The 20760-nt window shown below is 72.4% G+C and carries 19 protein-coding genes; 6 read left to right on the top strand and 13 right to left on the bottom strand.

All coding sequences use genetic code 11. The features are described from left to right. Positions 1-104: 104 nt before the first annotated feature. The 9 genes from DFJ69_RS36435 to DFJ69_RS07380 form a co-directional block, all read right to left on the bottom strand. Positions 105-1826 carry an aggregation-promoting factor C-terminal-like domain-containing protein gene (locus DFJ69_RS36435; protein WP_425453310.1) on the bottom strand — a complete coding sequence of 574 codons (1722 nt, stop codon included), beginning with the start codon at positions 1824-1826 and terminating at the stop codon, positions 105-107. Between the two features lie 443 nt (positions 1827-2269). Further along, positions 2270-3601, bottom strand: coding sequence for an RNA 5'-3' helicase PhoH2 (gene phoH2 / locus DFJ69_RS07345; RefSeq protein ID WP_116021781.1), 1332 nt, complete (start codon positions 3599-3601; stop codon positions 2270-2272). A 156-nt stretch (positions 3602-3757) separates the two neighbouring features. Then, entirely contained in the window at positions 3758-4573 is an 816-nt protein-coding gene (locus DFJ69_RS07350; RefSeq protein ID WP_116021782.1) for an isoprenyl transferase, read from the bottom strand. 76 nt (positions 4574-4649) lie between these two features. Further along, entirely contained in the window at positions 4650-5342 is a 693-nt protein-coding gene (locus tag DFJ69_RS07355; protein WP_245974113.1) for a hypothetical protein, read from the bottom strand. A 148-nt stretch (positions 5343-5490) separates the two neighbouring features. After that, the gene (locus DFJ69_RS07360) at positions 5491-6012 is read right to left on the bottom strand and encodes a hypothetical protein (RefSeq protein ID WP_116021783.1); all 522 of its coding nucleotides are present in this window, start codon (positions 6010-6012) and stop codon (positions 5491-5493) included. A 90-nt stretch (positions 6013-6102) separates the two neighbouring features. Continuing rightward, the gene (locus DFJ69_RS07365) at positions 6103-7290 is read right to left on the bottom strand and encodes a C40 family peptidase (RefSeq protein WP_116021784.1); all 1188 of its coding nucleotides are present in this window, start codon (positions 7288-7290) and stop codon (positions 6103-6105) included. Between the two features lie 279 nt (positions 7291-7569). Then, a complete protein-coding gene (locus tag DFJ69_RS07370) occupies positions 7570-9558 on the bottom strand; it encodes a thioredoxin domain-containing protein (protein WP_116021785.1) in 1989 nt (662 codons plus the stop codon). A 10-nt stretch (positions 9559-9568) separates the two neighbouring features. Then, positions 9569-10951, bottom strand: coding sequence for a dihydrolipoyl dehydrogenase family protein (locus tag DFJ69_RS07375; protein WP_116021786.1), 1383 nt, complete (start codon positions 10949-10951; stop codon positions 9569-9571). A gap of 54 nt (positions 10952-11005) precedes the next feature. Beyond that, entirely contained in the window at positions 11006-11941 is a 936-nt protein-coding gene (locus DFJ69_RS07380; protein WP_116021787.1) for a ribonuclease Z, read from the bottom strand. Between the two features lie 428 nt (positions 11942-12369). On the opposite strand from DFJ69_RS07380, the gene DFJ69_RS07385 reads away from it, so the two are divergent. The 3 genes from DFJ69_RS07385 to DFJ69_RS07395 are packed head-to-tail and all read left to right on the top strand — an operon-like array spanning position 12370 to position 14374. Then, entirely contained in the window at positions 12370-13017 is a 648-nt protein-coding gene (locus tag DFJ69_RS07385) for a hypothetical protein (protein WP_147312231.1), read from the top strand. 42 nt (positions 13018-13059) lie between these two features. Then, a complete protein-coding gene (locus DFJ69_RS07390) occupies positions 13060-13665 on the top strand; it encodes an RNA polymerase sigma factor (RefSeq protein ID WP_245974116.1) in 606 nt (201 codons plus the stop codon). Positions 13666-13669: 4 nt separating this feature from the next. Beyond that, positions 13670-14374, top strand: a complete 705-nt coding sequence (locus DFJ69_RS07395; protein ID WP_116021789.1) for a hypothetical protein — start codon at positions 13670-13672, stop codon at positions 14372-14374. Positions 14375-14381: 7 nt separating this feature from the next. Here the strand turns inward: DFJ69_RS07395 and DFJ69_RS07400 are convergent, their stop codons facing one another. From DFJ69_RS07400 to mca, 3 genes are all read right to left on the bottom strand, one after another. Beyond that, positions 14382-16373, bottom strand: coding sequence for a hypothetical protein (locus DFJ69_RS07400; protein WP_245974118.1), 1992 nt, complete (start codon positions 16371-16373; stop codon positions 14382-14384). 85 nt (positions 16374-16458) lie between these two features. Continuing rightward, positions 16459-16752, bottom strand: coding sequence for a hypothetical protein (locus tag DFJ69_RS07405; RefSeq protein WP_211328538.1), 294 nt, complete (start codon positions 16750-16752; stop codon positions 16459-16461). Beyond that, positions 16743-17597, bottom strand: a complete 855-nt coding sequence (gene mca / locus DFJ69_RS07410) for a mycothiol conjugate amidase Mca (protein WP_116026465.1) — start codon at positions 17595-17597, stop codon at positions 16743-16745. The genes DFJ69_RS07405 and mca overlap by 10 nt, the downstream gene beginning before the upstream one ends. 191 nt (positions 17598-17788) lie before the next feature. On the opposite strand from mca, the gene DFJ69_RS07415 reads away from it, so the two are divergent. Continuing rightward, on the top strand, positions 17789-18184 hold the full coding sequence (locus tag DFJ69_RS07415; protein ID WP_116021791.1) for a DUF4307 domain-containing protein: 396 nt from the start codon (positions 17789-17791) through the stop codon (positions 18182-18184). Between the two features lie 182 nt (positions 18185-18366). Continuing rightward, positions 18367-18867 carry a transcription elongation factor GreA gene (greA, locus tag DFJ69_RS07420; RefSeq protein ID WP_116021792.1) on the top strand — a complete coding sequence of 167 codons (501 nt, stop codon included), beginning with the start codon at positions 18367-18369 and terminating at the stop codon, positions 18865-18867. A gap of 174 nt (positions 18868-19041) precedes the next feature. Here the strand turns inward: greA and DFJ69_RS07425 are convergent, their stop codons facing one another. Continuing rightward, positions 19042-19536, bottom strand: a complete 495-nt coding sequence (locus DFJ69_RS07425; RefSeq protein WP_245974120.1) for an Lrp/AsnC family transcriptional regulator — start codon at positions 19534-19536, stop codon at positions 19042-19044. 127 nt (positions 19537-19663) lie between these two features. Here DFJ69_RS07425 and hppD point away from each other — a divergent pair, with 127 nt between their 5' ends. Then, positions 19664-20758 (top strand): 4-hydroxyphenylpyruvate dioxygenase, encoded by a 1095-nt coding sequence (gene hppD, locus DFJ69_RS07430; RefSeq protein ID WP_116021794.1) that lies wholly within the window; start codon positions 19664-19666, stop codon positions 20756-20758. Positions 20759-20760: the final 2 nt, after the last annotated feature.

The following is a 20760-nucleotide window of genomic DNA, read 5'->3' on the forward strand; positions in this document are numbered from 1 at the left end:
ATGCGTGGCTCCCGGCACTCTCTGCCGCCCCTTTGCCGACTCATCGGCTCCGCCATGCGCGTGCCGGGCGAGACGTGCGGAAAGTCCGCCATGCCCTCTTCGGATCAGTACCAGCCGCGGCTCTGGGAATGCGACCAGGCACCGCACGGCGTTCCATAGCGGCCCTTGATGTAGCCGAGGCCCCACTTGATCTGGGTGGCCGGGTTGGTCCGCCAGTCGGACCCGGCGCTGGCCATCTTGCTGCCGGGCAGCGCCTGCGGGATGCCGTACGCACCGGAGGACGGGTTCGCGGCGGTGTGCCGCCAGCCGCTCTCCTTGTTCCACAGCTTGACCAGACAGCCGAACTGCGTGTCCGGGTCGAACCCGTACGAGGGCAGCATCCCCTTGGCGATCCGCTGCGCCTCCCCGGCGGGCACCGGGTTGCCGGCGTAGCCCCCTCCGGTGGACGACGCCTTCGGCGTGGGCGTGTGCCCCTTGGCCTCGAGGTCCAGCGGCCGCCCGGCGTCCTTGCGCGCCGCCTGCGACGCCCGGTCCAACATGAGCCGCCGCCGCTGCTCCTCCACCACCTTGGGATCCGGCGGCTTGGGCGCATCGGCCACGGGCGCCGACTTCACCGTCGCCGTGTCCCCACCGTCGAACGCGAAGGCCGCCACCGCACCGACCCCGACGAGCACCACCGCGGCACCGGCCACGGCCGCGATCCGCACGGGCAGCCGCCCGCCGGACCCGCCCGCAGCCCTGCGCCCGCGCCGCCCCCCGTCCCGCGCACCCTGGGCGTCGCTCCCGGACCCACCCGGCCCCCGAAGCTCCCCGCCCTCCTCCACCCGGAACGGCACCCCCGTCCCGAACGAGGCCTCACCTTCCCGCCCCACCGGCGCCTCACCACCACCGGCACCGAACGAGGCGACCTCACCCCCGCGACCCGCACCGAAGGCGGAGGACTCACCACCCCGACCCGAGCCGTACAGCGAGGGATCGCCGTGCTGACCGTCACCAGAACGCGACTCGTCATTACCCGCACCACCGAACGGCGCGGACCCACCACCATGACCCATGTCGAAGCGCGGCTCATCGCGACCGGCGCCGCCGAAGGACGAAGGCTGACCATCCCGGCCCGACTCGAACGCCGCAGCCCCGCCGCCATGGCCCGCACCGAAGGGGGGCTCGGGTTGGCCGGGGCCGCTGAAGGGAGAGGGCTCGCCGCTCAGGCTCGAGTCGTACAGGGAGGGATCGGTGTCCCGGCCCGCGCCGAAGCGCGACTCGTCATTGCCCGCACTACCGAACGGTGCGGGCTCGCTGCCGTGGTCTGTGCCGAAGCGGGGCTCGTGCCCGCCGGGGTTGCCGAAGGGGGAGGGCTCGCCGCTCGGGCTCGCGTTGTACAGCGAGGGGTCGGTGTCCTGGCCCGTGCCGAAGGGGGGCTCGTTGTGGCGGCCCGCGTCGAAGGGCGGGGGCTCGGTGCCGTGGTCCGTGCCGAAGGAGAAGGCCTCGCCGCCCGGGGTGAAGGGGGGCGCCTCGCCCGGGGCGAACGATGGGGGTTCGCCTGCGGGGTGGGAGCCGAAGGAGGGGGGCTCGGCGTCCTGGGGCGCGCCGTAGGACGGGGCCTCGAGGTGTCGGTCGGGGAGGCCGAAGGGGGGAGGGGGCTCGATGCCCTGGGCCGGGTCGAAGGGCGGAGGGGCCGGGGCTCCGGCGACCCTGATGTCCTCTGGGGAGCCCGCGGGGCCGAAGGGTTCGGGCGATCCGTGCTGCGGCTCGGACGGGCCCGCGTGGGGGTGACGGTCCTCGCTGTGGTCGTCTCGCCCAGGGAACCCCGGTCGGTCTCCGTTCAAGGGGGCCCTTCCGACGGTCGCACGTGCATGGGCGCTCGTGCGACGGCGTTCACCTCCCGGCCGGTGGACCGCCGACGTAGGGGCGGCGCCGGACCTGAGCGGCGGCCGGATCGGCGGTTCCACGGGGGGCCACCGATCGCGCGCACCGCTCGGAGGTGCTTACGGCTGCACACAATGCCCGAGGTCAGGGGGTGCTTCGCAACCAAAACGAGACAAGTGCCCCGGGTGGGGCATGTGTCAACTCGCGACAGATCGCGGTAAAACCACACCTGGAGCAGGCATTCCGTCGGATTACGCCAGACCATGTGAGCTTCATCACATTATGGCGCACCGAGGTCGGCGCATCACGGTATGCCACGTCATGCGCCCTTGTGCACACCGGAAGGGACCGTCCCGCGACCGGTCGGGGCACCGGTCGCGGACGGGGTCGGCCGAGGGCGGGATCAGGCCCCGATGTCGCCCAGCATGTCGGTCACCAGCGCGGCGATCGGGGACCGTTCCGAACGGGTGAGGGTGACGTGCGCGAACAGCGGATGGCCCTTGAGCTTCTCCACCACCGCCGCGACGCCGTCGTGCCGGCCCACCCGGAGGTTGTCGCGCTGCGCGACGTCGTGGGTGAGGACCACGCGCGAGCCCGCGCCGATCCGGGACAGCACCGTCAGCAGCACCCCGCGTTCGAGCGACTGCGCCTCGTCCACGATGACGAACGCGTCGTGCAGGGAACGGCCGCGGATGTGGGTGAGGGGCAGGACCTCGAGCATGTCACGGTCCAACACCTCCTCGATGACCTCCGGCGTGGTCACCGCCGAGAGCGTGTCGTACACCGCCTGGGCCCACGGCGACATCTTCTCGTTCTCTGACCCGGGCAGGTAGCCGAGCTCCTGACCGCCGACCGCGTACAGCGGCCGGAACACCACGACCTTGCGGTGACGACGGCGTTCGAGCACGGCGTCCAGGCCCGCGCACAGCGCCAGCGCCGACTTGCCGGTGCCGGCCCGGCCGCCCAGCGACACGATGCCGACGTCCTCGTCCATCAGCAGGTCCAGCGCGACCCGCTGCTCGGCGGAACGGCCGCGCAGCCCGAACGCCTCGCGGTCGCCGCGCACCAGCCGCACCGACTTGTCGGGCAGCACCCGGGCCAGGGCCGAGCCGCGCTCCGACAGGAGCCGCAGACCGGTGTGGCACGGCAGCTCGCGGGCCGCCTCCAGGTCCAGGGTGCCGGAGTCGTACAGCTCCTCCAACTGGCCGGCGGGCACCTCCAGCTCCCGCATCCCGGTCCAGCCGGACTCCACCACCGCCATCTCGGCCCGGTACTCCTCGGCGGCCAGGCCCACCGCCGACGCCTTCACCCGCAGCGGCAGGTCCTTGGAGACCAGCACCACGTCCCTGCCCTCGTGCGACAGCCACCCGGCCACCGAGAGGATGCGGGTGTCGTTGTCACCGAGCCGGAACCCGTCGGGCAGGATCCCGGGGTCCGCGTGGTTGAGCTCCACGCGCAGCGAGCCGCCCAGGTCGCCGAGCGGGATGGCCTCGTCCAGCCGGCCGTGCTCCAGTCGCAGATCGTCCAGCATGCGCAGCGCCTGCCGGGCGAAGTAGCCCAGCTCGGGGTGGTGGCGCTTGGCCTCGAGTTCGGTGATGACGACGATGGGGAGGACGACCTCGTGCTCGGCGAACCGGGTCATCGCCCCCGGGTCGGCGAGCAGGACACTGGTGTCGAGGACGTAGGTGCGCCGCTCCGGCTGCTGACGGTCGCGGCGCGAGGAGGATGTGGCCACTCGGTCTCCTTCGGGTCCCGCGGCCGGGTCGCAGCCCCGCGCGCGGACGCCCATTCATGTGGTCCGGAGGGTTGTTTCCGGATCGGCGGAGCGCCCCGGCCCGGTCGTGCGACCCGCGGGGTCCACGACGGGGAGGGCGCCCCGCCGAACCACGTGTCAGGAACCGAAGCGCCGGTGCCGCGCGGCGTAGGAGCGGAGCGCCCGGAGGAAGTCGACCTTGCGGAAGTCCGGCCAGTGGACCTCGCAGAAGTGGAACTCCGAGTGGGCGCTCTGCCAGAGCATGAAGCCGGAGAGGCGTTGCTCTCCCGACGTCCGGATGACCAGATCGGGGTCGGGCTGGCCGCGCGTGTAGAGATGCTCGGCGATGTGCTCCACGTCGAGGACCTCGGCGAGCTCCTCGATGCTGGTGCCCTTGCCCGCCTGCTCGAGGAGCAGTGAGCGCACCGCATCAGCGATCTCACGCCTACCTCCATACCCAACGGCGACGTTCACAATCAGCCCAGGGCGGTCGGATGTGGTCTCCTCGGCGTCTTTGAGGACGCGAGCGGTCGAGTCGGGCAGCAGGTCCATGGCCCCGACGGCCTTGACGTGCCAGCCGTCGCGGGCGAGCTTGGAGACGGTGTCCTCGATGATGTCCAGCAGCGGGTCGAGCTCCTTGGCGGGCCGGTTGAGGTTGTCGGTGGACAGCATCCACAGCGTGACCAGCTCGACCCCGGCCTCGGTGCACCAGTGCAGCAGCTCGGTGATCTTGTCGGCGCCGCGCTGGTGGCCGGTGTTGACGTCGGCCAGCCCCATGGAACGGGCCCAGCGGCGGTTGCCGTCCAGGATCACGCCGACATGACGCGGGACCTCGTCGGTGGGCAGCGACGCCTCGACCCGGTGCTCGTACATCCGGTAGATGGACTCGCGCAGCGCCCCGTACACCCCGCTGCGCCTGATCGCCGCGGTCAGCCGTTCCCGCCGAACCGTCATGGGCTCTTCCTCCCGCGCGCGTCCACCCGTCGGACGACGCTCAATTATGGCCCGTATCGCCGTGTGTGAGGCCCGTCTACGACATTCCGTCCGGCTCGCCCGGTTTCGTGTTCACCCGGCGTTCAGTATGTGTAGACGCGGCACGCGCCCGGTCGGTTTGCCGGTGCGGCCGTCGGACGGCGGCGGGCGGCGGCGCGAGGTCGGGGCAGGGGCCGGCCTGGCGCTCGGTCTCGGCGAGCAGCGTGGTCAGGAACCGGGAGAGTTCGGCGGACGTGAGCACCGCGCGCACACCCCGGCCGCCCGCCCCCCACGCCTCGATCACGGCACGGCGGGCCACCCGCCATCTCCCCTGGGCCGAGGCGCGTGCGGCAGGAAAGGCGTCGGGCTGCGCGTCGGGTCCCGGGAGCCACACCGAGGAGGTGCGGACGGAGCAGCGCAGCTCGCCCGTGCTGGTCACGTCCACCCGGTCGCGGTAGCGGAGGGCGAACAGCTCCGGGTCGGGCGAGGGCGGTCCGGCCGCGCCCGCGCACCGGCAGTGCGCACGCCCGGCGGTACGGGGGACGACGGGGTGGGACGGGGGGAAACGGTCGTCCGGATCCGGCCACTGCAGCGCCTCCGGCGAGTCGTCCGCGCGCGCCGCCGCGAGCCGTTCGGCCAGCGCCGCCAGCAGGTAGCCGCACCGCTGGCCGACCACGCCGAACGGCCGGCCGTCCCGGTGCAGCTCCAGCGTGACCTCGTACGGAGTCCCACCGCGGTCACGCTCGGCCACCGGGATCACCGCCAGCGACGATCCGTCCGTGCAGCGCAGGCACCCCACACCGGTACGGTAGGCCGCCCCGTCGCCATGATCACACCCGTGTTGCGCCGGGTTCGCGTAATGGATGCCCCAATCACCGGAGCGGCGGACCCGGGGCGGCTCAGACCTTGGGGCCGGCGGCGCGGGCTCGTTCGACGTGCTGCAGGGCGTCGCGGAGCTCGGCGAGCCATTCGTCGGCGTTGCGCCCCACGAGGCGCACGCACCACGCGAGGGCGTCGCTGCGGCTGCGGGCCACGCCCGCGTCGACCAGGGTGTCGAGCACGCGGCGCTCGGGCTGGCGCAGCCGGGTCATCACGGGGACCGACAGGCTGGTGAACATCTCCCGCTGGTCGCCGCAGGCGGCTCCCCAGGAGACCTTGTGGCCGAAGCGGTGTTCGGCCTCGCGGGCGATGGCGACGCGGCGGTCGCGGGTCTCCTCGCGGTGGCGCTGGATGTGCCCGGCCAGCACGGCGGCGCGCTCGACGTCGGAGACGTCCTCGGCGAGCCGGGGCGGGGCCAGGGTGCCGACCACCGTGACCTCCTCACGGTCGACGACCACCTCGGGCGGGCCCTCGAACCAGTCCTGCGGCAGCCGTCCGGTGAACCAGCCCCGCAGCTTCTCCGCCGCTTCAGTTGTATTCATGTAATCAATATTACTGCGATAGCCGAGGGCGGAACAGCACGAAGGCACGTCCGTTCACGGGGGGCGTAATCGCCCCGGGATCGCCCGGGATCAGAGGCCGGAGTCGGCCAGGCGGGCGCCCATCTGCGGGTTGACGCGGACGGCGCCCTTCATGTTGTTGGTGTAGACGTCCTGCACCTGCACGACGGTGCCCCGGCGGGGGGCGGCGAGCATCTTGCCCTCGCCCAGGTAGAGGGCGATGTGGGAGATGTAGCCGGGGGCGGTCGGGTCGTTGGCCCAGATGAGCATGTCGCCGGGACGGGCCTTGCTGTACGGGAGCACCCAGCCGGCACGGGCCTGGTCGGCGGCGACGCGGGGCAGCTTGATGCCGGCCCGGGCGAAGGCGTACTGCATGAGGCCGGAGCAGTCGTAGCCGCCCTCGGACTCGGACTCGCCGCCCCAGACGTAGGGCCAGCCGAGACGGGTGTGGGCCGCCCTGATGACCGTCTGAACCTGGAGCGCGTTCATCACCTGGCCGCGGGCCTTGGGCAGGCTCCCGCCGGGGGCCGGGACGTCGATCTCCGGGTTGACCTCGACGGTCTTGGTGCCCTTGGGGAGCAGCTTGCGCAGGGCCTTCGCGAGCTTCTTGCGGTCGGTCTTGGACTCGGCGCTGATCAGCACCGCGTTGCCGGCGGGGACGCCCAGGGAGCGGGCGGCCGTCCGGGAGATCACGGCGTCGACGTCGCCGAGGCCCATGGTCGCGTAGGCGCCGACCCGCATCCGGGACTGCCGCTGCTGCCCGCCGACGGGGATCTGGGTGCCGAGTCGGACGCCGCCGTCGTTGCCCATGGTGAAGGAGATGGCGATGTCGCCGCCCGCGATGTTGCGCCACAGGTCGTCGGACTGGGCGGTGGGCTTCGGCGTGAACGCGCGGAAGGTGGAGGGATCGACGCCGAGGAGACCGACGCGCTTGTTGCCCACCATCGCCTGCGCCGCGTCCATGACCTCGACGCGGTCGACGCCCTTGAGCCCGCGGACGCGCTCGACGACGTCGGACGGCAGCGAGCCCGTGGCGGCGGCCATGAGGTGCGGGGTCGCCCGGTCGCCGAGCGGGGCGACCGCGGTGGGCGAGACGTACGAGCCCGAGGAGGCGGCGACGTACCGCTGGGCCCCGGCCCGGACGGGTGTCTCGTCCGGCGCCTGCCTCCAGGAGGCCACCAGGGCCCCGTTCACGGCGAGGGATGTCAGCACGCCGACGCCGATGACCGTCGGTAGAACGCGGCGGCTCGGCCTTCGCACGGCAACACTCCCTCGTCAGTGACCCCATCGGCCCGGCAGGTCCCCCGGCCGGCGCACGCGCCCGACTATCGCCCATGGATCCGACGAACGTCCAGGTACCCGGACGGTTCGCCCGCATCCTCGAGCCCGGGGCGACACTTCGTCAGGACGACGTGCGTTACCCAGTGGTAACACCAACCGGGAAAGAGATCAAGGTCACGGTCTCACCAAGTCCCCAACGAGTCCCATTAAACGAGGGTTCCCGCCACCTCACAGGGGTTTCCGCCAGACGACCGACGGCTATCGGCCGGCGAGTTCGGCGGTCAGCTCGGCCGGTGTGGTCACCGGGAGGCGGCAGGTGAAGTCACGGCAGACGTACGCCGCCGGAACGCCGCCCACCAGCCCGCGGCCGACCAGCAGGGGGACGCCCTCGGAGCCGTCGCCGGAGCCCAGGGTGATCACCGTGCCGGGGGCGACGGCCGCCAACGCGGCACCATGGAGGGCCCGGGTGCGTTCGTCGGCGGGGTCGCCCACGATGGCGATCTCCAGGGGGCCCGCGGCCAGGGCCTCCGCCACCGCCAGGCCCCATCCGGCGAAGCGCGCGTGCTGCTCCGCCAGCAGCGTGGCCGGGCCGAGCGCGGACATGGCGGCCTCGCGGTGCCGGGCCGAGCCGGTCAGCGCCGCGTACGACAGGAGCGCGCCGGCGGCGGCCGACTGGCCCGACGGCGCCGCGTTGTCGGTGGGGTCCTGCGGGCGGCGGAAGAGGCGTTCGGCGTCGTCGGCCGTGTCGTAGAAGCCGCCGTGACCGTCCTCGAAGTGGGTGAGTACCGCCTCCAGCAGCGTCCCCGCGAGGCGGACGTGGGCGGGGTCGCCGGTGACGGCGTGCAGGGCGAGGAGTCCCTCGGCGACGTCGGCGTAGTCCTCCAGGACGCCCGCGTTCGCGCCCGCCGCCCCGTCGCGGGACGTCCGGATCAGCCGGCCGTCCACCAGATGGACGTTCTCGATCAGATGGACGATCTGCCCGGCGGCCACGACCAGGTCGGGACGCCCGAGCAGCGCCCCGCAGTCGGCGAGGGCGGCGACGGCCAACCCGTTCCAGGCCGCCACCACCTTGTCGTCGCGGGCGGGCGGCACCCGTTCCTCACGGGCCGCCAGCAGTTGCGCGCGGATGCGGCGGTACCGCTCGGGGTCGGCGGGATCGGCGAGCAGTTGCAGGACCGAGCTGCCGTGCTCGAACGTCCCGGCCGCCGTCACCCGGAACATCCCCGCCGCGTCCGCGCCGTCGGCGTCCCCCAGCGCGGCGCGGAGCTCCTCCGGCGTCCACACGTAGAACCTGCCCTCGACACCCTCGCTGTCGGCGTCGAGCGCGGACGCCAGCCCGCCCTGGGACGTGCGGAGGTCGCGCAGCATCCAGTCGCAGGTCTCCAACGCGATCCGCTTGGCCAGCGGGTCCCCGGTCAAACGCCACCAGTGGGCGTAGACACGGGCGAGCAGCGCGTTGTCGTACAGCATCTTCTCGAAGTGCGGCACCACCCAGGAGTCGTCCACGGAGTAGCGCGCGAACCCCCCGCCGAGCTGGTCGTACATGCCGCCGCGCGCCATCGCCTCCAGCGTGTGCGAGGCCATCGCGAGCGACTGGCCGTCATCGGTACGGGCGTGGTGGCGCAGCAGGAACTCCAGCACCATCGACGGCGGGAACTTGGGCGCGCCCCCGAACCCCCCGCGCGCCGCGTCGTAGGAGTCGGCCAGCGAGGTCACCGCCTGCGCGAGCCGCTCCTCCGAGGGCGGCTCGGCCCCGCCCAGGGCAGAACCCCGTGAGGTCAGCGCGTCCACCACCTGCCGCCCTTGGCCCACCACCTCGTCGCGCTGCTCACGCCATGCGCGGGCGACCGCGTCCAACAGCGCCCGGAAGCGCGGACGGGGGAAGTAGGTGCCGCAGTAGAACGGCGCGCCGTCGGGCGTCATGAAGACCGTCATCGGCCAGCCGCCCTGGCCGGTCATGGCCTGGGTCGCCTCCATGTAGACGGCGTCGACGTCGGGCCGCTCCTCCCTGTCGACCTTCACGTTCACGAACAGCTCGTTCATGTGGCGCGCGGTCTCGGCGTCCTCGAAGGACTCGTGCGCCATCACGTGGCACCAGTGGCAGGCGGCGTAGCCGACGCTCAGCAGGATCGGCACGTCGCGGGTCCTGGCCTCCGCGAACGCCTCCTCGCCCCACTCCCACCAGTCCACCGGGTTGTCCGCGTGCTGGAGGAGGTACGGGCTCGTCGCGTCCTTGAGACGATTCATGGGTGCTCCCCTATCGGGCGGAAAGGTTCTTGACGGCGACGCCGATGGCCCGGTGGAACGTCGGGTAGGCGTAGATCATGTGCTGCAGGCGTTCGGTCGGGACCTCGGCGTGGACCGCCACCGACAGGGCGCCCAGCACCTCGCCCCCGGCGGGTCCGGCCGAGGTCGCGCCGATCAGGACGCCCCGGTCGGCGTCCTCGACCAGCTTGATGAAGCCGTCGTTGCCCGCCTTGTGGATCCAGCCGCGCGCCGACTCGGGGATCGGGGTGGATCCGGTGCGGACGTCGAGGCCCTGCTCGCGCGCCTGGGCCTCGGTGAGGCCCACCGCGCCCACCTCGGGGTCGGTGAACGTCACGCGGGACACCGCCCGATAGTCGGCCGCCGGGCCGCCCTCGCCGAGGATGTCCCGGACCGCGATGTCGGCCTGGTACATGGACACGTGCGTGAACGCGCCCTTGCCGGTGATGTCGCCGATCGCCCACAGGCCGTCGGCGGCCCGCATCCGCTCGTCCACCTCGATCGACCGGGCGTCCCCGTCGAGGCCGTACACGCCGACGCCGATCTCGCCGAGGCGCGTGCGGCGGCCGGTCGCGACCAGCAGCCTCTCCCCGATGATCGGCTCGCCGCCGACGTCGACGGTGAACGCGCCGTCCTCGTGGCGGACGGCGGTGGCGCGGGCCCCGGTCCGCACGGTGATGCCCTCGCGTTCGAAGACCTCGCGCAGCAGGTCGCACGCCTCGGGCTCCTCCACGGCCAGCAGCCGGTCGCGGGACTCCACGACGGTGACGCGGCTGCCGAACCGGCTGAACGCCTGCGCCATCTCGGTGCCGATCGCACCCCCGCCGAGGACCACCAGCGACGCGGGAACGGTCTCGGTCTCGACGGCCTCGCGGTTGGTCCAGAACGGGGTGCCCTCCAGGCCGTCGATCGGGGGCACGGCGGGCTCGGTGCCGGTGTTGAGGACGATGCCGCGCCGGGCCCGGAGGACCCGGTCGCCCACGGTGACCTCGCCGGGCGCGGTGATCCGCCCGTATCCGCGCACCAACCGTCCGCCCCGGTCCTCGAACCGTTCGGCGGACACCCGGTCGTCCCACGAGTCGGTGGCCTCCTCGCGGATCCGCTTGGCCACCTGGGACCAGTCGGCCGCCACGCGCGCGTCGCCCGCCATGCCGGGGATCCGACGCCCCTCGGCGAGCAGGTCGGACGCCCGGATCATCATCTTGGTGGGCACGCAGCCGTAGTACGGGCACTCGCCGCCCACCAGGCGCGCCTCGACACCGACCACGGAGAGGCCGGCCTCGGCCAGCCTGCCCGCCGCGTCCTCACCTCCGGGGCCCATCCCGACTACGACGACATCGACCTCGTGGGGCTCTCCGGCCTTGTGGGCTGCCATGTTCGGCAACCTACCCCGAGGCGCGCCCGGGTCACGGGGAGCCCTCGGGACGGGTCAGGAGCGGCGACGGGTCGGGACGGGGACGCGGTCCAGGTCACGGGCGACGACGATGTCGCCGTCGAAGACATCGGCGGCCTGTTCGGCGAAGCGCGGCACGTCCTCGGCGCGGTAGCGCTCGGAGAAGTGGGTGAGGACGAGACGGCGGACGGCCCCCTTGGCGGCGATCTCACCGGCCTGACGGGCGGTCAGGTGCGCGTAGTCGCGGGCCAGTGCGGCGTCCTCCTCGAGGAACGTCGACTCGATGATCAGCATGTCCACGCCGTCCGCCAGCTCGTGGGCCGCCGCGCAGAGCCGGGTGTCCATCACGAAGGCGAGCCGCTGGCCCGGCCGGGGGACGCTGCACTCGGCGAGCGTCACCGTGCGGCCGTCGGGGGTGGTGACCCGGCCCTCCTCCTGCAGCGTGCGGATCAGGGGTCCTCGAACGCCGTGCTCGGCGAGCCGGTCGGGCAGCATGGTGACGCCGTCGGGCTCCTCCAGCCGGTAGCCGTACGCCTCCACGGGATGGTCGAGTCGCCGGGCCGTCAGGGCGAAGGGGGCGTCGGCGGTGTCGATGTCGGCGGCGGGCCCGCTGATGGGGTGCTCGCGGATCACGTCGGTGTCCCGGAACGAGGCGGCGTGGCGGAGCCGCCGCCAGTAGTGCAGCCCGCTCTCCGGGAACACGGCCCGCACCGGATGCTCGACGCCGTCCCGGGCGATGCGCTGAATGACGCCCGGCACGCCCAGGCAGTGGTCGCCGTGGAAATGGGTGACGCAGATCCAGTCGACGTCGTGCGCGGCCACCCCGGCGCGGATCATCTGCCGCTGGATGCCCTCCCCGGGGTCGAACAGCAGGCCCCGGCCGTCCCAGCGCACCAGGTAGCCGTTGTGGTTGCGGGCCTTGGTGGGGACGGCGCTAGCCGTTCCGAGGACCAGCAGATCGCGCGTGGACATGCCCCCATTGTGGGGACGGGACAACATTCCGGTCACCACATTTCCGCCCGACGCCGTGTCGATCACCCTGTGACGTTCCAGGACACGGAGAGCAGTCGGTGCGTCAGGATGCCATCGTGCATCCCCCTCCGCCGCCGCCTCAGGGACCGAATCCCCACGGCCCTCAGCCCCCATGGCCTCCCCAGGGACCGGGCCCCTACGGTCCCCAACCCCAACCTCCTTGGCCGCCGCAGGGCCCGTACGGTCCCCAGCCCCCTTGGCAGCAGCAGGGGCCGTACGGTCCTCCGCCGTACGGGCCGCCGCAGCCTCCCTGGGGGCCGCCGCGACCGCCGACGCGGACGCAGCGGTTGTTCCGGAAGTGGAACCCGATCGCGGTGGCGCGGCGGGTGTTCCTGCCGCGGCGGCCGGATCGTGTCGAGGACCCCACGGTGCGGAAGCTGCAGGTCGCGCGGGCCTGGACGGGGATCCTGGTGGTGGTGTGGGTCGCGCTGACCTACCAACTGCTGACGCCCGAGGACGTCGCCTCCGAGCGGTTCAATCAGATCTGGTTGAACATCCTCGGGATGTGCTGCGTCTTCCCGGTGGTGATCGCCGGGTTCGTCTTCGCCGCACGGCCACCGAACCGGCGGGAGTACCTGCGGCGGCTCCGGTATCCGCTGCTCGCCCTGGGGGCGCAGTTCGGGGCGGCGTTCACGTTCGTGCTCGGGGCGGCGCCGGAGTTCCAGTGGCTGCGCGATCTGCCGGGGCCCGCCAAGCCGGCGGTCGCGTTCGCGGCGGCCTGGTTCGTGCTGCTGTGGATGGCCCCGTTCTGTCTGTACGGCATGTTCCTGTCGCTCACGCACGTCTTCCGGACCGCCGACGTCCACGAACTGGTGCCCCCGCTGCTGACCACCGTCCTGGCCTGGGTGATGGCGCTGATCGACCTGGCCACCGGGGCGTACAAGGGCGTGCCGACCGGAGTGGTCGCGCTGCTCCTGCTGGGCGCGCCGCTCTCGGTGACGGCGGTAGCCTCCTTCGAGGTCCGCCGGTTGCGCGTCCGTCACGGGATCACGCTGCGCCGCGCGCTCCTGCGTTGACGGTCCCGTGAACCGGATCCGGCGCAGGACCCAAGAGAGGGTGTGACGATACTCGAGCGGATCTCCCGGCCGGGCGCCGACGGCGGGCCGGCCGACGCGGAGCTGATCGAAAGATCGCGGCACGAACCCGAGGCGTTCGCCGCGGTCTTCGATCGGCACGCTGATCGGGTCCACCACTATCTGGCCCGCCGGGCGGGCCCGACCGAGGCCGACGACCTGCTGTCGGCCACCTTCCTGACGGCCTTCGAGCAACGCGACCGGTTCGACGCGGCGCGCAGCCCGGCCGGGGCGCTGCCGTGGCTGATGGGGATCGCCACCAACCTGCTGCGCGGCCACCGACGGGCGGAGGCGCGCCGCTGGGACGTGCTCGCCCGCGCGCGCCTCGACCCGGCGGAGCCCTCGCCCGCCGAACGGGTCGCGGCCAGGGTCGACGCCACCGTGGCGGCCCGACCGCTGGTCGACGTGCTGACCGACCTCCCGCAGGGCGACCGGGACGCGCTGCTGCTGCTGGCGTGGGCGGATCTCACCTACGAGGAGATCGCCGCCGCCCTGGAGATCCCCATCGGCACCGTGCGCTCGCGGATCCACCGGGTCAGAACGCGACTGCGCGCCGCCGTCCCCTCTCAGCCGAACGCCGAAACGGAGTAAAGCCATGGACGAGACCAACCTCATCGCACGGCTGGGCGCCGACGTTCCCCCGCTGTCGGACGGAACCCGCGCCGAGACCCGCGCCCGCCTGCTGGCGCAGGCGACCGACACGTCGGGGAACACCACCGGGGCCACCCCTCCCCGCAAGGACCGCCGGGGACGGCGGCTCGGATTCCGGCTCGCCGCCGTGGGCGCCGTCGCCGCCGCCGCACTGACCGCCGCCGCCGTGCTCCAGCCGTGGGGCGGCACGCCCGCCTACGCGGTGGAGAAGCGCCCGGACGGGAGCGTTCGCGTCGAGATCCGCGAGTTCCTGGAGCCGGAGAAGGTCGAGGCGAGTCTGCGCGAGGCCGGCATCACCGCGGTCGTCGACTACCTGCCGAAGGGCAAGTCCTGCCGGCAGCCGCGCGGACGGCAGGCGGCGACGCTCCCCGGCGGCGGCGTCCTGGAGGCCCAGGAGGCCGAGGGCGGGCCCATCGTCTTCATCATCCAGCCCGGCCAGCTCAAGCCCGGACAGACCCTGGTGCTGGAGGCGTCGTTCGACCGGGACCACCCCGACCAGGGGGCCGGGTTCAGCACGACCACGTTCCAGGGTCCGGTCGCCGCATGCGCACCGGTGGACGGCCCCGCCGCGCCTTTCCCGGGCGACGACGGGTCGGGCGGCGGCGAAGGGCCGGGCGACATCACGCCCATGCCGGCCCAGCCCCGGTAATCCGCGCTCAGCCGATCGGGCCCGCCCTGCAGGGTGCCCCGTCGCAGACGTCCACGACCTCGCCCGTCGTCAGGAAGACGGCCTTCTGGCGGCGGGCGGCGGCGGAGTTGCGGGGATCGGAGTGCGGGTCGCGACCGTACTCGGGGCCCGACGGCGGCGTGTTCGTCAGCGGCGGGTGCGGGGTGCCGCTGTCCCAGATGACGAGCGCCGATCCCCCGTACGGATGGGAGCCGATCGTCGGGATCCCCCAGTACGGCACCCGGTCGGGGTTGCGGCCCGCCGCGACGGCGGGGGCGTGGATGCGGGCCCCGATCGTTCGGGCCTCGACCTCCGCCGTGACGGGGGCGACCTGGTGGTCGCCGAAGGCCACGTGGAGGAGCACCCGGTGTTCGGGGGTGCCGGGAAGCGGCCGGTCCGTCATGTGCTCGGCGTAGCCGTTGGCCTCGCCGCGGTCCCACAGCATCTGGATGAGGGCGAAACCGAGCTGCTGGTCGAGCTTGTCGGGGTAGGCCGCGTTCATGACGATCGAGTACGTGTCGAAGTCGACGCTGCGGTTCAGCAGGGTGCTGTAGTTCATCCCGGGTACGCCGAGCACCGCGCGGCGGATGTCGGTGGACACGGCGGTGAGCGCGCCGCCCATGATGCCGCCCTGGCTGTTGCCGTCGAAGACCAGCTCGGCCCCGGTGTCGATCAGCGGCGCGCCGTCCGGGCCCCGGAACGCCCGGTGGGCGGCGAAGCCGTTCTCGTGGATCATCGCGCGGCCCAGCCACAGCATGTTGAGCATGCCCTGCTGGGCCCGGTCGGCGATGGTCGCGAAGCGGCTCAGGTCGGTCAGCACGGTGACCACGTTGGGCACGTCGTCCAGCGACATCCCGGCCCACTTGGTCGCGCAGAACACGAAGCCGTGCTCGGCGGCCATGGCGCGGACGTTCCCGCCGCCCACCTCGTTCTCGCCGCCGAGCAGGCCGTGCCCGTACAGGGCGGGGCGGGCGGGCCTGGTCAGGGCGACGCGGGGGATCGTGCACTGGAACGTCGGCGCCTGCGTGTTGTTGAGGAGCCGCGCCGGGAGCCCGTCCGGCCCGTAGTGGAACTGGGAGCCCGGCAGTCCGCCGGGCAGGTTGAGGTAGCTCGGCACGAGCATCCGGCCCTTGACCGTGCGGGCGGTGGCGTCCTCGGGCGGGTGGTCGGTGACCTGGGTGACGACGAAGCCCGGCGACCGGTCCCCCAGCTTCGCGAACGAGTCGTCGCGCAGGTGCAGCATCCGCTCCGACAGGCTGCGGCGGCTGGCGACGGTGAAGTCCCAGGCCAGGTAGAGGCCCTCGGTGCCGACGCCGTGCCGGGCCAGGTCCGCGAGCGTCCGGCGGCTCTGCCCCTGGCGGGCGTGCAGCGGATGCGTCGACGGCAACGACGGCCCGAGGATCGCGCCGAACGCCGGGCCCGGCGGAATGGCGCCCCCCTGCGCGTCCTTGAGGTCGCGGAGCGCCACGACGTACCGGTGGCCCTCCAGGAAGTTGCGCGCCGGCCGGATGATCAGCGCCCGACGGTCCGGGTCGGTCGCCTGCGCGTCCAGTTCCGCCCAGTACGGCCAGCGCTGTCCGGTCTCCGTGTCGATGACCACGATCGGCGCGTCGTCGTCCAACGACCGCCCGATGTCGGTGATCGGCGCCGCCCCGGTCTCGGCGAGGTCGACGCCGGGCACCCGGGTCAGCAGCGGCGACCCGGGCGAGAAGCCGTCGGAACGGTTCCACTCCCGCGGGTCGATCGCCTTGCCGAGCCGGTTGCGGGGCATCGCCGCCGTCTGGAACGCGACCCGTCGCCCGGTCGCGGTGGACGGGTCGGGCCTGGTGAACCAGTCGTTCGGGAACGGCATCAGACAGCCCACCGGATCGATGGGGTCGCATCCGGGGCCGGTGGTCGCCAGGGCGGAGGGCGACGCGGACGGGGCCGTCACCCCGCCGAGCACCAGGACGGCCGTCACGAGCAGACTCCGGATCCGCACCGGCGACCTCCGCAATACGAAGAAGGCTCAGATATCGCCGCTAAGAATCCCCTCGTCCCCGAGGGCCGTCAATGCCCTCGACGCGTCATTCCCGGGGAACCTTCTCCTCCGGGGCGTCCTCCGCGGGCGCCGTCTCGTCGACGGGCTCGGGGTCGGCGGGCTCGGAGTCGGCCCGGACGCGCTCCCAGTCCCGCTGCCGCAGATCGGCCTCGCGGGGCAGGTCGATGTTCTTGATCCGCTTGTTCATCGAGCGGGCCAGGAAGAACACCGCGACGCACAACCCGACGAACACCGCGAAACCGATCAGGCCGGGGGTCACGGTGTCGTCGTTGAGCTCAAAGTCCTTCCCCGGCTCGGCGAGCAGCAGCGCTACAGACATACCTTCTCCCGAACCCCCGCGAACAGATCGTCCTCGGGCAGCTCCGTGTCGACCAGGGACCTGGCCAAATGGTAGTCCTCGGTGGGCCATGCCTCGCGCTGCAGGTCCAGCGGGCACACGAACCAGAAGCCGTTCGGGTCGATCTGCGTGGCGTGCGCGAGGAGCGCCTGGTCACGGGTCTCGAAGTGGTCGGCGCACGGAACGCGGGTGGTCACCGCCCACGGGGAGGGCCCGTCGTCGAACCGCTTCAGCCAGTCGCCGTACGGGGACTCCAGGCCGGCGCTCTCCATCGCCCCGTGCAGCGCGACGAGCCGTTCCTTGTTGAAGGTCATGTGGTAGTAGAGCTTGAGCGGCTGCCACGGCTCGCCCGTGCCCGGGTAGCGGTCGGGGTCGCCCGCGGCCTCGAACGCCTCCACCGACACCTCGTGGCACTTCACGTGGTCGGGGTGCGGGTAGCCGCCCTTCTCGTCATAGGTGAGGATCACATGCGGCCGGAACTCCCGCACCGCGCGGACCAGCGGCTCGGCCGCGACCTCCAGCGGCTGGAGCGCGAAACAGCCCTCCGGCAGCGGGGGCGGCGGCTCGCCCTCGGGGAACCCGGAGTCGACGAAGCCCAGCCACTCCTGGCGGACGCCGAGGATCTCGCGGGCGCGGGCCATCTCCTCCTCGCGGACGGCCCCGATGTCGGCCTTGATCTCCGGCCGGTCCATGGCCGGGTTGAGGATGTCGCCGCGCTCGCCGCCGGTACAGGTCACCACCAGCACCTCGACGCCGTCGGCCACGTAGCGCGCCATGGTGGCCGCGCCCTTGCTCGACTCGTCGTCCGGGTGCGCGTGGACGGCCATCAGCCGCAGCGCGCCCTTCCCGTTCGGGGCGGGGGTCGAGGCGTGGGTCGTGCCGGTCGGTGCTTCGGACACCACGGGGTCTCCCTGTCGGTCGGTGGGCAGCGTCCGCGCCGACCCCGGTTCGGGGCACCCGTCGCGGCAGACGACAATTGTCCCTGACAACGTCCGCCACCCGCACGGAGATTCCCGCGATGAACGACGCCGCCGACACATCGCCCGATCCGGGGTCCGCCCGCAGGAATGGTCCGGGGTGGCTCGGGTACGTCGTGATCGGGCTCGTGGTCTCGGTGTGCGCGGGCGGCTGGGCCGTCATCTACACCAACGCCGGAGGGACCCCCGGCATCGTCCCCCAGACGATCACCTTCATCGTGCGCGACGACTCCACCGTCGAGCTGCGGTGGAAGGTCGCCAAGCCGAAGGACGAACGCGTACGGTGCGTGGTCGACGCGGTGGACACCGACTTCGCGCCGGTGGCCGAACGAGAGGTCATCGTTCCGGCCGGCCGCGGTGAACTGGAACGAACCGACACGTTGCGGACGTCCCGGCGCGCCAACGCGGCCCGCGTCCGCGACTGCCACACCATGTGACGGTCTGGCGGATTGCGGGTGAACGCAGGGGGGAACCTTTACTCTCACATACCGGATAGGCTTGAGGTTTCGCCCGGCCCGCCAGTGTGTTCGGCTCGTCCAGCGAGCGAGCCGTGATCGATGCGTGTGAACAGCAGAAACGCGTGTGGACAGCAGAAATACGTGTGGACAGAGGAGTATCCGTGACCGAGACCCGTGCTGACAACGTCAACTGGCTCACCCAGGAGGCGTACGACCGGCTCAAGTCGGAGCTGGAGCACCTGTCGGGCCCGGGCCGCATCGAGATCGCTCAGAAGATCGAAGCGGCGCGGGAGGAGGGCGACCTGCGCGAGAACGGCGGCTACCACGCCGCCAAGGAGGAGCAGGGCAAGATCGAGGGACGGATCCTCCAGATCCAGCACATCCTGGAGAACTCCCAGGTCGGCGAGGCCCCCCGCACCGAGGGCGTGGTGGGCCCCGGCATGACCGTGACGGTCGCGTTCGAGGGCGACGACGAGGAGGTCACCTTCCTGCTCGCCTCCCGTGAGGAGAGCGGCTCCCCGATCGACGTCTACTCCCCCAAGTCCCCGTTGGGCGCGGCCATCAACGGCAAGAAGGTCGGCGAGAAGGCCACCTACAACCTGCCGAACGGCCGCAGCATGAGCGTCGAGATCATCGACGCGACCCCCTACGCCGGCAACTGACGGGAGCGTCGAGAGCACACCTCGGACGCGACCCCCTACGCGGGCGACTGAGGGGAGCGTCGAGAGCACACCTCGGACGCCACCCCCTACGCGGGCGGCCGAGGGGCGCCACCCCCGACACGCGACCGACGAGAACGCAGGACGGCCCTCCCGAGCCGTGACGGCCCACCGGCGTCACACCTCCGGCGGGCCGTTCCGCGTTCTGCGGGCCGCCGCGCGGACGAGGGGGAGGGTCCGGGACGGGATCTGGGTGGCCAGTGAGATCACCGACGAGGCCCGTTCCACGCCGGACACCGCCACCACCAGGTCGATCACCCGCTGAAGGTCGGCGTTGCCGCGCGCCACGATGCGGCACAGCATGTCGCCGCCACCCGTGATGGTGTGGGCCTCGATCACCTCGGGGATGCCGGCGAGGCCCGCGGCGACCGGGTCGTGCCCGCCGGGCTGCCGGATCTGCAGGGTGACGAACGCGGTGACCGCGTAGCCCAGCGCCGCCGGGTCGATCTCGGGCCCGTACCCGCGGATGACCCCGTCGCGCGCCAGCCGGTCGAGCCGCGCCTGGACGGTGCCGCGGGCCACGCCCAGCCGGCGGGAGGCCTCCAGCACCCCGATGCGGGGCTCGGCGGTGAACAGCTCGATCACCCGCCCGTCCAGTTCGTCGATGCCCACCCGAGCCTCCCCCGGTGATGTGCAGACTGCACAGATCGTCCGCCCATAAGGGCTCAATGCTCTACAGATTGTCCAGCCCTTCAAGTCACTCTTGCACAGCTTGTGAGGCTCGGCGGACATTGACTCCATGAAGGACACCTTTCCCGTCAAGGGCATGGACGCCGTCGTCTTCGCCGTGGGCAACGCCAAGCAGGCGGCGCACTTCTACGCCACCGCGTTCGGCATGCGCCGGGTGGCCTACCGCGGGCCGGAGACGGGGAGTCCCGAGGAGACCGCCCACGTGCTGGAGTCGGGCGGCGCCCGGTTCGTCCTGCGCGGGCCGGTGCGGGCCGGCACCGACCTGGGACGCCACGTGGCCGAGCACGGTGACGGCGTGGTCGACCTGGCCATCGAGGTCCCGGACGTCGACGCCGCCTACGAGCACGCGGTCGAGCACGGGGCCGAGGGCGTCGAGAAGCCGTACACGCTGGAGGACGAGCACGGCGAGGTGCGCCTGGCCGCCATCGCCACCTATGGGGAGACCCGGCACACGCTGGTGGACCGGTCCCGGTACTCGGGCCCCTATCTGCCCGGGTTCGTGGCGGCCCAGCCCATCGTGGAGCCTCCGGCGAGGCGGTTCTTCCAGGCGATCGACCACTGCGTCGGCAACGTGGAGCGGATGAACGAGTGGGTGGACTTCTACCACCGCGTCATGGGCTTCACCGACATGGCCGAGTTCATCGGCGACGACATCGCCACGGAGTACTCGGCGCTGATGTCCAAGGTGGTGGCCGACGGCACGCGCAAGGTCAAGTTCCCGCTGAACGAGCCCGCCGAGGGCCGGCGCAAGTCGCAGATCGACGAGTACCTGGAGTTCTACGGCGGGCCGGGTGTGCAACACATCGCGCTCGCGACGAACGACATCCTGGCCGCCGTGGACGGGATGCGGGCGGCCGGGGTGGAGTTCCTGGAGACGCCCGACTCGTACTACGAGGACCCCGAGCTGCGGGCGCGGATCGGCGAGGTCCGCGTCCCGGTGGAGGAGCTGCGGGCGCGGCGGATCCTGGTCGACCGCGACGAGGACGGCTATCTGCTCCAGATCTTCACCAAGCCGGTGCAGGACCGCCCCACCGTGTTCTTCGAGCTGATCGAACGGCACGGCTCGCTGGGGTTCGGCAAGGGGAACTTCAAGGCCCTGTTCGAGGCCATCGAACGCGAGCAGGAGCGGCGCGGGAACCTGTGACC

Source organism: Thermomonospora umbrina, assembly GCF_003386555.1.
GTDB lineage: Bacteria > Actinomycetota > Actinomycetes > Streptosporangiales > Streptosporangiaceae > Thermomonospora > Thermomonospora umbrina.